Source organism: Vibrio sp. PID17_43 (genome assembly GCF_002608565.1).
Classification (GTDB): domain Bacteria; phylum Pseudomonadota; class Gammaproteobacteria; order Enterobacterales; family Vibrionaceae; genus Vibrio.
Map to the genome: position 1 here is coordinate 143696 of NZ_LIXM01000007.1, position 13810 is coordinate 157505.

Annotated in this window: 13 protein-coding genes; 7 read left to right on the plus strand and 6 right to left on the minus strand. The window is 46.8% G+C overall.

Going from position 1 to position 13810, the window contains the following annotated elements; translation table 11 throughout:
- Positions 1-27 precede the first annotated feature (27 nt).
- From lspA to ispH, 3 genes are all read left to right on the plus strand, one after another.
- Positions 28-534, plus strand: a complete 507-nt coding sequence (lspA, locus tag AK965_RS06905) for a signal peptidase II (protein ID WP_099078931.1) — start codon at positions 28-30, stop codon at positions 532-534.
- A gap of 143 nt (positions 535-677) precedes the next feature.
- Positions 678-1109: an FKBP-type peptidyl-prolyl cis-trans isomerase gene (gene fkpB / locus AK965_RS06910; protein WP_099078932.1), complete on the plus strand. Its 432-nt coding sequence runs from the start codon at positions 678-680 to the stop codon at positions 1107-1109.
- 24 nt (positions 1110-1133) lie between these two features.
- Complete coding sequence (gene ispH / locus AK965_RS06915; protein ID WP_172438095.1) at positions 1134-2099, plus strand: 4-hydroxy-3-methylbut-2-enyl diphosphate reductase; 966 nt, start codon at positions 1134-1136, stop codon at positions 2097-2099.
- Between the two features lie 64 nt (positions 2100-2163).
- Here ispH and btsR read toward each other — a convergent pair whose 3' ends face one another.
- The 3 genes from btsR to AK965_RS06930 form a co-directional block, all read right to left on the minus strand.
- On the minus strand, positions 2164-2892 hold the full coding sequence (gene btsR, locus AK965_RS06920; RefSeq protein WP_099078933.1) for a two-component system response regulator BtsR: 729 nt from the start codon (positions 2890-2892) through the stop codon (positions 2164-2166).
- A gap of 32 nt (positions 2893-2924) precedes the next feature.
- A complete protein-coding gene (locus AK965_RS06925) occupies positions 2925-4595 on the minus strand; it encodes a sensor histidine kinase (RefSeq protein ID WP_099078934.1) in 1671 nt (556 codons plus the stop codon).
- A gap of 132 nt (positions 4596-4727) precedes the next feature.
- Positions 4728-6212, minus strand: coding sequence for a carbon starvation protein A (locus AK965_RS06930; protein ID WP_099078935.1), 1485 nt, complete (start codon positions 6210-6212; stop codon positions 4728-4730).
- A 295-nt stretch (positions 6213-6507) separates the two neighbouring features.
- On the opposite strand from AK965_RS06930, the gene AK965_RS06935 reads away from it, so the two are divergent.
- Complete coding sequence (locus AK965_RS06935; protein ID WP_099078936.1) at positions 6508-6849, plus strand: DUF2799 domain-containing protein; 342 nt, start codon at positions 6508-6510, stop codon at positions 6847-6849.
- Positions 6850-7067: 218 nt separating this feature from the next.
- Here AK965_RS06935 and murQ read toward each other — a convergent pair whose 3' ends face one another.
- Complete coding sequence (gene murQ / locus AK965_RS06940; RefSeq protein WP_099078937.1) at positions 7068-7994, minus strand: N-acetylmuramic acid 6-phosphate etherase; 927 nt, start codon at positions 7992-7994, stop codon at positions 7068-7070.
- A gap of 64 nt (positions 7995-8058) precedes the next feature.
- On the minus strand, positions 8059-9171 hold the full coding sequence (locus AK965_RS06945; protein ID WP_099078938.1) for an anhydro-N-acetylmuramic acid kinase: 1113 nt from the start codon (positions 9169-9171) through the stop codon (positions 8059-8061).
- 100 nt (positions 9172-9271) lie between these two features.
- Between AK965_RS06945 and nagZ the strand changes: the two genes are divergently transcribed.
- From nagZ to tyrA, 3 genes are all read left to right on the plus strand, one after another.
- Positions 9272-10255, plus strand: coding sequence for a beta-N-acetylhexosaminidase (gene nagZ, locus AK965_RS06950; RefSeq protein ID WP_099078939.1), 984 nt, complete (start codon positions 9272-9274; stop codon positions 10253-10255).
- A 240-nt stretch (positions 10256-10495) separates the two neighbouring features.
- The gene (locus AK965_RS06955; RefSeq protein WP_099078940.1) at positions 10496-11569 is read left to right on the plus strand and encodes a 3-deoxy-7-phosphoheptulonate synthase; all 1074 of its coding nucleotides are present in this window, start codon (positions 10496-10498) and stop codon (positions 11567-11569) included.
- 25 nt (positions 11570-11594) lie between these two features.
- Entirely contained in the window at positions 11595-12722 is a 1128-nt protein-coding gene (gene tyrA, locus AK965_RS06960) for a bifunctional chorismate mutase/prephenate dehydrogenase (RefSeq protein ID WP_099078941.1), read from the plus strand.
- Between the two features lie 72 nt (positions 12723-12794).
- On the opposite strand, the gene AK965_RS06965 is transcribed toward tyrA, so the two are convergent.
- On the minus strand, positions 12795-13796 hold the full coding sequence (locus AK965_RS06965; protein WP_099078942.1) for a M23 family metallopeptidase: 1002 nt from the start codon (positions 13794-13796) through the stop codon (positions 12795-12797).
- Between the last annotated feature and the right edge of the window lie 14 nt (positions 13797-13810).

The window sequence follows — 13810 nt, forward strand, 5'->3', positions numbered from 1 at the left end:
TTACTGGGGCTGTTTGTAGGTAAAGTAATGAGTGAAAAAGCACTGACGTTAAAGCAATCTGGGGTTCGCTGGCTATGGCTAGCCGTTGTGATCTTTATTGCTGATATTGGCATTAAACTGGTGGTGATGGATAACATGGGGTACGGATGGGCCAACCGCATTGAGGTGCTGCCATTCTTCAACCTACTGTACGTTCATAACTATGGCGCGGCATTCAGCTTCTTGAGTGATCAAGCGGGCTGGCAACGTTGGCTGTTCACTGGCATTGCGTTTATCGTGACGGGTCTTTTAACTTACTGGATGAGCAAACTGCCAGCCAAAGAGAAGTGGAACAATATCGCTTATGCCATGATCATTGGTGGTGCAGTGGGTAACGTATTTGACCGTGTTGTTCACGGCTTTGTTGTTGATTACCTAGACTTCTTCTGGGGTAACTACCATTGGCCAGCATTCAACCTAGCGGATACCACTATCTGTATTGGTGCGGCAATGATCATCCTCGACGGTTTCCGTAAAAAGACCCCAGAGCAATAATCTTTGCGATAGATAGAATAACCCTAAGCGTCGTCCGTTGATTCGGACGGCGCTTTTTATTATGTTGGAGCTCAATCAGGGCATCTTGATAAGAAAAGATTAAAAATAAACGCGGAAATACCCAAGAACAAGGAAGCAGTAACGTGACAATAATAAATAATGATTCGGCAGTAACACTGCATTTCACCATCAAGATGAAAGATGGCTCAGTCGCTGATAGTACTCACAATATGGGCAAACCGGCTAAATTTGTTATGGGGGATGGTAGCTTAAGCAAAAATTTTGAGCAGTGTTTGGTTGGTTTACAGGTCGGTGAACAAAAGGTAATTGAATTGAAAGCTGCTGACGCCTTTGGCATGCCGAACCCAGACCATATTCACCATATGGACCGCACTAAGTTTGTTGGCGAAGCGGAAGTTGAAGTCGGCACGATCATGGCGTTTAGTGGCCCAGATGGTATGGAAATTCCAGGCATTATCACTGAAATTGCTGGAGATTCAGTTACGGTGGACTTTAACCATCCACTCGCGGGGCAAGACGTGACTTTCGAAGTCGAAATTTTGTCAGTAGAATAGCGAACCCAATAAAAGATAACTTCCATGAGCAATGAAATGAAAATCCTGTTAGCTAACCCACGTGGTTTTTGTGCCGGTGTTGACCGTGCGATTAGCATTGTAGAACGTGCGCTAGAGATGTATCAGCCGCCAATCTATGTTCGTCATGAAGTGGTGCACAATCGTTTTGTCGTTGAGGGCTTAAAGCAACGTGGTGCTATCTTTGTTGAAGAGCTAAGCGAAGTGCCAGACAACAACATTGTGATTTTCTCTGCTCATGGTGTGTCACAAGCGGTTCGCCAAGAAGCGAAATCGCGCGATCTAACGGTATTTGATGCAACTTGCCCATTGGTAACCAAAGTCCATATGGAAGTAGCGCGTGCAAGCCGCCGTAATATGGAAGTGGTGCTGATCGGTCATGCTGGTCACCCTGAAGTGGAAGGAACAATGGGTCAGTACTCAAGCGAGACTGGCGGCATGTATTTGGTGGAAACGCCAGTAGACGTTGAGAAGTTAAAAGCGATCGTAAAAGATCCATCCGATCTGCATTACGTTAGCCAAACCACGTTGTCTGTTGATGAAACGGCTGACGTGATTGAAGAGCTGCGTCGCGTATTCCCTGAGATCCAGGGACCACGTAAAGACGATATCTGTTACGCGACGCAGAACCGCCAAGATGCGGTGCGTGAACTATCAGGTGATGTGGATGTAATGATCGTTGTCGGCTCTAAGAACTCATCGAACTCAACACGACTCAAAGAGCTTGCAGAGAAGCTAGGCACGCCGGGTTACCTGACCGATTGCCCTGAAGACATCAAGCCAGAGTGGTTTGAAGGCAAATCAAAAGTGGGCGTGACTGCTGGCGCATCCGCACCTGAAGAGCTGGTAAACCAGATCCTAGAGCGCATCAAAGAATTGGTGGGGGCGCGATCTGTTGATGAAGTGCTTGGCCGCGAAGAAAATATGTTTTTCGAAGTGCCAAAAGAGCTGCAAATCAAGCAAGTTGATTAATACGCTCGAATACTTATGAAAAGGCGACCAGGTGTCGCCTTTTTTGATCGGATTCTTTTTCGTATTAGTGGCTAATACCCAGTGTCTCTTTGAGTACTTTAAGGTAACGGCGGCTGACGGGGATCTCAAAATCTGTTTTGGTGGTGATTTCAGCCAACCCATTTTCTAACAGCTTAATCTCGCTGATCGCTTTAATACTCACCAAGTACTGACGATGACAACGCACCAATGGCGTCTTTTCTTCCAAGGTTTTTAGCGTTAATTGTGTACAGGCGGTTTGGCTATTCGAGCGTACATGCACACCGCTGATGTCGCTGTAAGCGCACTCAACCGTGTCAGTTGCCATGATCACAATGCGGTTGTGGCCAATGCATGGGATTTGATCGAGGCTCTCTGGTGCAATGGCAGTAAACGATTGGGTAAGAGCAGATTGACTCACGACTTTGTTTAAGCGTTTGACCGTCTTAGTTAATCGGCAAGGATCGACAGGTTTTAACAAGTAATCAAATGCATTGTCTTCAAACGCTTGGATAGCGTACTGATCATAAGCGGTCACGAATACCACATAAGGCATGGTGTCTGGATCCAACATGCCCAAAAGCTCGATGCCTGTTACCTGAGGCATTTGAATATCTAAAAACACCACATCTGGCTTGAGTTCATTGATTTTCTTCAGACCGATGATGGCGTTTGGCGCATTGCCAATGACCTCAATCTGACCAGTTTCGTCTAATAGCTCTGCCAGCTCTTCACGAGCGAATGGTTCATCATCAATGATGAGGGCGGTTAACATCCAATACTACCTTTGACTGCTTTTGATTGTGTTTATGCTGATGGAGGGATGATAAAGCTCATTTTAGTAAATTGGTTCTTATCACACGTAATTTTTAGCGCTGAATCACGCCCAAATTGATTTGACAGTCGCTTATCAACAATTTCCAAGCCTAAACCAGAGTGATTCTCTTGTGGTGGCTCATAGCTGCCAGCATTGTCTTCGACGGTAATCAGGTGACCTTGTGGGTGTGGCTGGCTATAGATTTTTACTTGACCGCCTTCCAACAGATGAGAAATGCCATGCTTGATTGCATTTTCTACCAGCGGCTGCAAGGTAAAGCTTGGTAGCTTGATGTCGAGTAATGCAGGCTCAATGTTCATTTCTACTTCGAGACGATCAGTGAAGCGGGCTTTCTCAATCGAGAGGTAAGCGTTTACGTGGGCTAGCTCTTCTTTTAGCGTCACGGTATTGATATTTTGTTTTAAGTTGCTGCGGAAGAAGTGCGACAAGTTTTGGATCAGCTCTCGAGCTTTGTCGGGATCACGACGGGTGATGGCACTAATGGTATTTAACGCGTTAAACAAGAAATGTGGATTCACCTGAGCATGCAGCAGTTTAATTTCTGCTTGCGCTAATAAAGCTTGCTGCTGTTGGTAATCGCCGTAGAGAATTTGGCTCGATAGTAGCTGAGCGATCCCTTCCGCCATCGACATATTTGCAGTGGAGAACAGTTTACGCTTTGGCTCATAAAGCTTAATAGTACCCACCACCTCTTCGCCTGCCCGCAGTGGGATGATCAGTGCTGAGCCCAGTTTACAGTCTTGTGCCAATGAACATTGGTAGGGGCGTTCACTGCCATCAAGGTAGATGATGTCGTTCTTCTCCATTGAATCGAGTGTGCTTTGCGATGATATTGGAGTATTTGGCCTATGATGATCATCACCTATGCCAACGAAAGCCAGAATCTTTTCTTGGTCAGTAATGGCGACCGCACCGACTTTGGTTTCTTCATAGATGATACGGGCAATCTTATCGGCGTTCTCACTGTTAAAGCCGGTACTCAGAATACCGACTGAGCGATCGGCGATGCTCAATGCTCGGCGGGAAAAGGTCGCTGAGTACTTTTCAAAAATGGTTTTACGATCTTGCAGAATACTCATGAACAAAGCTGCACCAACTGAGTTCGCAATGATCATCGGGGCTGCAATAGTTGAAACCAACTCATAGGCTTGGTCGAAGGGTTTGGCGACAGCGAGCAACAGAACCATCTGCACGATTTCCGCTACAAAAGTGACGCTGAATACCACGCTTGGATTAAACAGCATCGCACCTTTGTTGCGCTTGATGAGGTAAACATGCAGTAAGCCGCCAATCAAGCCTTCAGCTGTGGTGGAAATCGCGCAGGCTAAATCGGTAAAGCCACCTAAAGTATAGCGATGGATGCCGCCAGTCAGTCCCACGGCGAAGCCAACCACTGGTCCACCAAACAGTCCTCCCATTACCGCGCCGATAGCACGTGTGTTGGCGATAGCATCGTTGATTTGTAAGCCGAAGTAGGTCCCAAGAATACAAAAGCCAGAGAAAAGCACATAACAAATGAGCCGATGGCTAAGGCGTGAAGAGATGCTCAGCAGAGGCAAAATGATCGGCGTTTTACTCAGCATGTAAGCCAGCACTAAGTAAACGCACATTTGTTGCAATAGGGAGATGACCAGTTCCATAGCGAGCCTAACCTGAAATCGAGATTTTTATTGTATGGGAATTATCTGAGAAACAAAAAGAGCCTGCGATAGGCAGGCTCTGTATCTTACCCCATCATGGGTAATGAGTGGGTTGATAAATGGAGGTATCGACTATGCTGTTTCAGAGACCGTTTCTGGTTTTTCTTCATCGGCGAACTCAGAGTCACCTTTGCCTTTCGAGATTTTGATAACGTAAGCCGCCGCGGCTAGTGCGAACAGAACGCCAGAGATAGTCGAAATTTGCATTGGCAGCCCAAAACCTAGGGTGCTGTTGTTCAGAATGAAAGTCACACAAACGGTGGTCATGAACACGGCTGGGATAGTCGTGATCCAGTGCAGCTTGTTGTGACGCAGTAGGTAAGCTGACGCAGTCCAAAGCATCATTACTGCCGTGGTTTGGTTTGCGAAGCCGAAGTAGCGCCAGATGATGCCGAAGTCGACTTGAGTCAGGATGCCACCGATAACGAATAGTGGAATAGCCATTAGCAGACGGTTACGCAGTGTTTTCTGTTCCATACCGAAGTATTCAGCAAGAATCAGACGGCTTGAACGGAACGCAGTGTCACCAGAAGTGATTGGCAGAATAACTACACCAAGGAAAGCAATCACACCACCGAATACGCCTAGCAGACCAAATGAAGCGCTGTATACCACGTTACCAGGACCGCCGTTCTTCACTGCTTCTGCAAGACCGTCAATTGTACCGAAGAAAGACAGAGCGATAGCACACCAGATTAGCGCGATAACACCTTCACCAATCATTGCACCGTAGAATACGAAGCGACCGTTCTTCTCGTTTTCCATACAACGCGCCATCAGTGGAGACTGAGTTGCGTGGAAGCCTGAGATTGCGCCACATGCGATAGTGATAAATAGCGCCGGCCATAGAGGCATGTCGTTCGGGTTCAAGTTAGTGAACATATCGCTCACTTGGAAGTTACCCATCACTGTGTGCTCGCTAGAGAACGCAACCGCTGTCATTAGACCGACTGACATGAAGATCAGTAGAGCACCGAACAGTGGGTAGAAACGACCGATGATTTTGTCTACAGGAACAATTGTCGCGATGATGTAGTAAGCGAAAATTAACACAACCATGGTCGTCATGCTGACGCTTAGGCTGGTTTGGTCGTTGATTAGGTTCGTGATCATGCCTGCTGGCGCTGATACAAATACCACACCAACAAGAAGCAATAGGACAATGGCAAAGATGTTCATAAAGTGTTTTGCGCCATTACCTAGGTAGCGACCGGTAATCGTTGGTACTGATGCACCGCCGTTACGAACAGAAAGCATGCCTGAGAAGTAATCGTGTACCGCACCAGCGAAGATACAACCTACAACAATCCACAGCATTGCCGCTGGGCCGTATAGGGCACCCATGATTGGACCGAAGATAGGACCAACACCAGCAATGTTAAGTAGCTGAACAAGGTAAACGCGTTTGGTTGACATTGGAACGTAGTCAACACCATCCGTTTTAGTATGGGCAGGCGTTTGGCGATTCTCATTGATACCGAAAACTTTCTCAACGAAAGCGCCGTAGATGAAGTATCCGCCGATGAGGGCTGCGACACAGGTTAGAAACCACATCATAGCAATTGTCCTTGGGTTATTAGGTAGGGTAATTTTTTAAGCTCAAGATGTATGGTATTCGCCTCTTTTGTTAAGTGCATTCGCTCAGTGGATGAGTGGTCGAATAGAGAAGCGAGTGGTCGATATAAAGATTAAGTGGTTTTATCGTTTGCTTAGTGGCTATGCTAAGGATTGAGTGGTTGCTATCAAGGGTAAGCGGTTACCTCAAGAGTTAAGTGGTGAAATCGACAGATAAGCGGCAAACCACAGGCTTTAGTGGTAAGCTTGTTAGGAAACAACTAGTTAAGGAAGAATAATGGAAAAGGTAACGTTAGGCTTGGCGCTGGCTTTACTGGCGGGATGTGCGGCAACCACGGAAGAACTGGCGCAATCCGGTGACTGGTATCAGATTGGCTATCAAGATGGTATCACTGGGCATACATCACGTACGATGAAAGATCTCAGTGCGTTAGGTAACGCAAAGCAAGGTGATTACGACCAAGGATATTTGGAAGGGGTTGCCGAGTACTGTAATCCAGACTTCGCGTACCAGATGGGCTTGTCTGGTCAGTACTACGAAGGTGTATGCGAAGGCACACCGCAAGCGCAGAAGTTCCGTATGGAATGGCAACGCGGTTGGAACGAATACAGTAACTAATAGCATCGTAGTAACTCTTTGCTCATATTAGCTTTTTACAACGCCCGATGACAGCGTTAACTTTTCGTTTCAAAGTAAATTGATTGTAGAATAACTACTTATCGAAATTTTTCGCCTTGTTCTCAAACGCTTTTCCTACGCTACTTCTGATCACTTATTTACAATGATTTGTATAACAATGATCAGCATCGAAAGGAGACCACTTGGTCTCCTCTGGTTTAGTTTGACTGGTGGCTTTCTACAGCTTTGCGCAAGAAACCATCTTGGTGATGCAGATGCGCACGAGCAGATTCAATATCCAGATCGGTCAGGATCATTAAGATCGCCAGTTTCACTTCATAATCCGTTTGCTTGAGCACTTTGGTCGCTTGTTCTTTATTGCAGTCAGTCGCTTGCATCACGATACGCGCGGCGCGAGCAACCAGCTTGTTGTTGGTTGCTTTCACATCGACCATTAGGTTTTGGTAACTCTTACCTAAACGGATCATGCTCGCTGTGGTCAGCATGTTCAGAACCAGTTTCTGTGCGGTGCCTGATTTCAAACGAGTTGAACCAGTTAAGGCTTCAGGGCCGACTACTGGGCAAATCGCGATGTTAGCAATGTCTGCAATGGGAGAGTCTGGATTACAAGACAGCGCCACCGTTGTCGCGCCAATCTCGTTGGCGTATTCCAAGCCGCCAATCACGTAGGGGGTGCGCCCACTGGCAGCAATGCCGACGACCACATCACGGTTGGTGAACTCGATGTCTTTCAAATCTTGTTCGCCGAGAGTCGGAGAGTCTTCCGCGCCTTCTTTCGCTTTTAGGATGGCTTCAGGCCCGCCCGCAATCAAGCCAATCACCATCTTGTCTGACACGCCAAACGTTGGTGGGCATTCAGACGCATCCAGTACCCCTAAGCGACCGCTGGTGCCTGCGCCCATGTAAACCAGACGACCACCGACTTTAAATGCATCGGTGATTTTATCCACGGCGAGTGCGATTTCAGGCAGCACTTTCTCAACCGCAAGCGGTACGAGTTTGTCTTGTTGATTCAGACGATGAACAATGTCCAGTGATGGCAGTAGGTCGATATCCATCGTATCTGGGTTGCGACCTTCTGATACCAGGTGGGCAAGAGCGGCAATAAGCGCGTCATTTGTCATAATGGTTTAAGCCTTTTGAATACTGAATTCGTTTCATTTCGAAGTTGTGTCTGGCACAACGCATTTAGTTTTTAGGATAGAGTACACCGAGTGAAGCAAGGCGACTCGCGCCCGTTACTTCCGGTAAATTGCTTGGCAGCCCATCAATGTGGCGCTGCGCAAGCCAAGCAAATGCCATGGCTTCCATATAGTCAGCATCAACGCCCTTGTCATTTGTTGTTGCCACTTCCCATTTTGGTAGACGTTCCGCTAGACGTTGCATTAGTAATGGATTTCTCGCTCCGCCGCCACATACTAATAGCTGAGGTGTTTGACCATAAGTGAATTTTTCCACTTCGTTTGCAATCGTCACGGCAGAGTATTCACACAGCGTGCGTTGTACATCTTGTGCGGAGGTATTGTGGTGATCTAACTGTTGATGTAGCCAATCGATATTGAATAGCTCTCGCCCTGTGCTCTTAGGCGCCGACATAGCAAGGTAAGGCGCTTCCAAGAGTTGAGTTAGCAAAGCAGAGTCGATGGTGCCTTGTAGAGCAAATTGCGCGTCTTTGTCGAAGCCTTGTCCGGTATGCTGCTCACACCATACATCCATTAGCATATTGCCCGGACCTGTATCATAACCAATGACAGGTTGCTGAGGATGCAGGACGGAGATATTGGCAATACCTCCAATGTTGAGCACTACTGTTGTGGAGTCTTGCATCGCAAAGATGCTTTTGTGGAAAGCCGGCACGAGTGGCGCTCCTTGTCCGCCAAGCGCCATGTCTTTACGGCGGAAGTCGGCCACGGTATCAATGCCAGTCTTTACTGCAATGATGTTGGCATCTCCTAGTTGGGTGGTGAAGGGCAGATCGCCAGTTGGTTGATGGAACACGGTTTGACCATGATTGCCTATGGCTCGAATTTGCTCTGCAGAATAGCCCGACTTATCCAACAGCTGTAAAACCGCATCAGCAAACAGATGCCCAAGCTGATGGTCGAGCTCGCCAATGGCTTTGAGATTCGTGTCTTGCCCTGTGCAAACCGATAATAGCGTCTGCTTGATAGGAGCGGGCATTGGATAGTCATCGTGTGCGATTAAGCGAACACGGTTATCTTCGATTTCAACCAGTGCGGTATCTACGCCGTCCATGCTGGTTCCAGACATCACACCGATATACAGTTTGTTAAGATTCACAGCCAATTCCGTCAATTCTTCGATTCACTTATTGTAAAGCAATTCTGAAGCGAATAACCTCATCGAATACGAGATATTCAGCCGATTTTGAGGAGAAAAAATGGGACCGTTATGGGTTGATGTTGCAGGCTATGAACTGACTGCGGAAGACAGAGAAATTTTGGAACATCCAACGGTTGGTGGCTTGATCTTATTTACTCGCAATTATCATGATAGCGAGCAGCTTCAAGCGCTTACCCAATCCATCCGCGAAGCGGCTAAGCGACCGATTTTGATTGGTGTGGATCAAGAAGGGGGACGAGTTCAGCGTTTTCGTGAAGGGTTCTCTTTGATTCCTTCAGCAGATGAATACGCCAAACACCAAAATGGCGAAGAACTAGCACGTATGGGCGGTTGGTTAATGGCGGCAGAGCTGATTGCTCATGGTATTGACTTGAGCTTCGCGCCAGTGCTCGATAAAGGTCACCAATGTAAAGCGATTGGTAGCCGTGCCTTTGGTGAAGATATGGACACCATTTTACGTCATAGCACCGCTTACATGCAGGGCATGAAGAGTGTCGGTATGGCAACAACGGGCAAGCACTTCCCGGGTCATGGTGGTGTGATTGCCGATTCACATCTAGAGACGCCATACGATGAGCGTAGCGATATCTTTGAGCAAGACCTAGCCATTTTCAAAGCGCAAATCGATTCTGGCATCTTAGATGCGATGATGCCTGCTCATGTCATCTTTCCAAATTATGATGACCAACCCGCAAGTGGTTCTGAGTATTGGCTAAAACAAATCCTGCGCCAGCAACTTGGTTTTAAAGGTTTGATCTTCTCCGATGATTTGACCATGGAAGGTGCTGCGATCATGGGTGGCCCTGCTCAGCGTGGTGCACAAGCATTAAACGCTGGCTGCGACATGCTGCTGGTTTGCAACAAACGCGATGCACAAGTCGAAGTGCTTGATAATCTGCCAATCACTTCTGTTCCTCTTGCTGAGACCTTGTTGAAGAAGCAAGGCTTTTCTCTAAGCGATCTAAAACTCTCGCAAGAGTGGAAAGAAGCCTCTGAAGCCATGGAACGATTGATTGGCTAACCATTTCACCTCTGAATAATGGTGTGTTCAGGGGGAGACGTAAATTTTCAAAAAAAAAGCCCATTTAAAGCCGAAGTGCCCTGAGCTTCGGCTTCCTCTCTGGTGTAAACTTTAATTTGCACTAAATGTTTTTTATTGTATACAGTTGTAATTCTTTTTTAGCCTGTTATCTTGTTGGTTAAGCTTAGTTGTCTCGCTAAGGAACTGGCTTGGTGTAAAAATAAGTATACAGGGAAGGTTATGCAAAGAAGTGAATTGAGCAACATCAACATCAGCGAAGAACAAGTACTGATCACGCCTGAGGAGCTAAAAGTTAAGCTTCCTCTAAGTGAAAAGGCACGCCGTTTCATTCAAGAGTCTCGTCAAACTATTGCTGACATCATTCACAAGAAAGATCATCGTCTACTTATTGTATGTGGACCATGTTCTATCCATGACTTAGAGGCAGCGAAGGATTACGCTAAGCGTTTAAAAGCGCTTTCAGAACAACTAAGCGACCAACTGTATATTGTAATGCGTGTTTACTTTGAGAAGCCTCGAACCACCGTTGGTTGGAAAGGCCTGATCAATGACCCACACCTAGACGGCAGCTTCGACATTGAACATGGTCTGCATGTTGGTCGTGAATTGCTGGTGGAACTGGCAGAGATGGAAATCCCGCTAGCAACAGAAGCCCTTGACCCAATCAGCCCGCAATACCTTGCTGATACCTTTAGCTGGGCAGCAATTGGTGCTCGCACAACGGAATCACAAACTCACCGTGAGATGGCAAGTGGTCTCTCTATGCCTATCGGATTTAAAAATGGTACGGACGGCAGTTTGGCTACGGCGATCAACGCTATGCAAGCCGCCTCTTCGAGTCACCGCTTCATGGGGATAAACCGCGAAGGCCAAGTGGCGCTACTGACCACACAAGGTAACCCGAATGGCCACGTGATTTTGCGCGGTGGCAAACAAACCAACTACGATTCAGTTTCTGTCACCGAGTGTGAGCAAGATATGGCGAAGTTTGGTTTAGATGCATCATTGATGGTGGACTGCAGCCACGCGAACTCACGTAAAGATTACCGCCGCCAGCCATTAGTCGCAGAAGACGTGATTCACCAAATCCGTGAGGGTAATAAGTCGATCATCGGTTTGATGATTGAGAGCCATATCAATGAAGGTAACCAATCTTCAGACCTTGCACTTGAAGAGATGAAATACGGCGTATCGATCACCGACGCATGTATCAATTGGGATTCAACTGAGGCACTATTACGTCATGCACATGAAGAGCTGGTGCCTTTCTTAGAGACTCGTCTTAAAGGCTAAAACGGAACTAATTTAAGGAACATCAATGGCAGTTGAACTTAACGCATTACGCGATCAAATTGATGCGGTCGACAAGCAAATGTTGGATCTACTGGCTCAGCGTTTAGCATTAGTAGAGAAAGTGGGTGACGTAAAAAGCGAACACGGTTTGCCAATTTACGCCCCTGATCGTGAGGCAGCAATGCTGGCGTCACGACGAGCTGAAGCTGAAAAAATGGGGATTCCTCCACAGCTGATTGAAGACATTCTTCGTCGAATCATGCGTGAGTCTTATGCCAGCGAGAAAGATTCTGGTTTTAAGTGTTTGAACCCTGAATTGCGCTCAGTGGTTATTATTGGTGGTAATGGTCAGCTAGGTGGTCTGTTTGGCCGAATGTTCAAGCTATCTGGTTACCAAGTAAAAGTGCTGGGCAGCAAAGACTGGGATCACGCGGATGATATCCTAAAAGATGCGGGGCTGATTGTGGTTACTGTGCCGATTCACCTAACAGAAGGTGTGATTGAAAAGCTAGGTAACCTGCCAAAAGACTGTATTTTGTGTGACCTGACTTCTATCAAGTACAAGCCTTTGCAAGCAATGCTGAATGTACACCAAGGCCCAGTAGTTGGTTTGCACCCAATGTTTGGCCCAGATGTATCAAGCTTGGCAAAACAGGTGATCGTGTACTGCGATGGTCGTGGCAACGAGCAATACCAATGGCTATTGCAGCAGCTTGGTATTTGGGGAGCAAGCCTGTGCCAAATCGATGCGCAAGAGCATGATCATGGCATGACACTGATTCAGGCGTTGCGTCACTTCACTTCATTTGCTTACGGCATGCACCTAAGCAAAGAGAATCCAAACCTTGAACAGCTGTTAAAACTGAGTTCGCCAATTTACCGTTTGGAGTTAGCGATGGTAGGGCGTCTGTTTGGTCAGGACCCACATCTCTACGGTGATATCATTCTTTCGTCGCAAGAGAACATCGACATGATTAAGCGATTCCACCAACGTTTTGGGGAGGCGCTAAGCATCCTAGATAGCAAAGACAAAGCAGAGTTTGTTGAAAGCTTTGAGCAAGTGAGTGATTGGTTTGGTGATTACTCTCAGCAATTTATGCATGAGAGCCAAAACCTGTTAAAACAAGCCAACGACAATATTCACCGCGGATAATTGCTGGTTTGAATGATAAAAAGAGCAGCGTCGCAAGGCTGCTCTTTTTTGTTGCACTGAAGCCAACTTCTATCAGTTGGTTTTTGTCTGACTGCTACTTTCACTCGAAACAGTACTGATACGAGTATCGCGGTACGGTGAGTTGGTCAGGTTGACCTGTAGACGAACTACATTATCAATGAGCTGTACCAGTGGCCCCCACTTTACCTTCTTCTCTTTTTCAAATACGTAGTTAAAGTTCTCTGGGGTCCAATCCATTAGATACTGCGGATTAAGAGCACGACCAAGAAAGCGTACTTCATAATGAAGGTGAGGGCCTGTTGAGTTTCCTGAGTTACCACATCTAGCAATCACATCGCCTTTACTGACAAACTCTCCACTTTTTACGTTGAACTTTTGTAAGTGAGCAAAGGAGCTAGAAAAACCAAACGAGTGGCGTAATGTCAGGTAATTACCGTAGCCTTTATTACTAGGGCGAACGGTTTCAATGACACCATCGGCAGGCGCAAGAATTTCTTCACCACGTTTACAGGTTAGATCAATGCCAGTGTGGACATGGCGTTTGCCTGAGATAGGGTTAACTCGAGAGCCGTAAGACGAAGAGATACGCTGGTAGGTCATCGGGCTGTCGTTTGGGATCAAACGAAACATGGTTGCGCGCACAGCAGAGTCAACCGCCGCCGCATCGATACGCACTTCCAATGCTAGGTTATTTTCATCTCCGACAAGCTCTTCATCAGCAAGGCCTAGTACGGACTCAACATCAAAGACACGCTTGCCTAGCAGTTGAATCTGGTTGTTTTTGTCCGTCAGAGATTGAGACAGTGAGTGGTTGGTATCCAATTGTTCTTCGTAAAGCGCAGTGATTTCTGCTTTTTCACTTTCAAGCTTAGCTATGGTCTGGCTAAGGGTCTGTGTATCATGAACCTGCTTTTGGTTCAGATACCATGCGCCGCCGACGACTGCGGGCAATGTAACAACGGATGCACAGATGGTTAGGATCGAAAGGCGACCCAAATGAAATTGCTGATTGCCATCTTTTGTCGGGATCAGCATGGTAATTTTTTTAGACATAGTTATTGTTACTA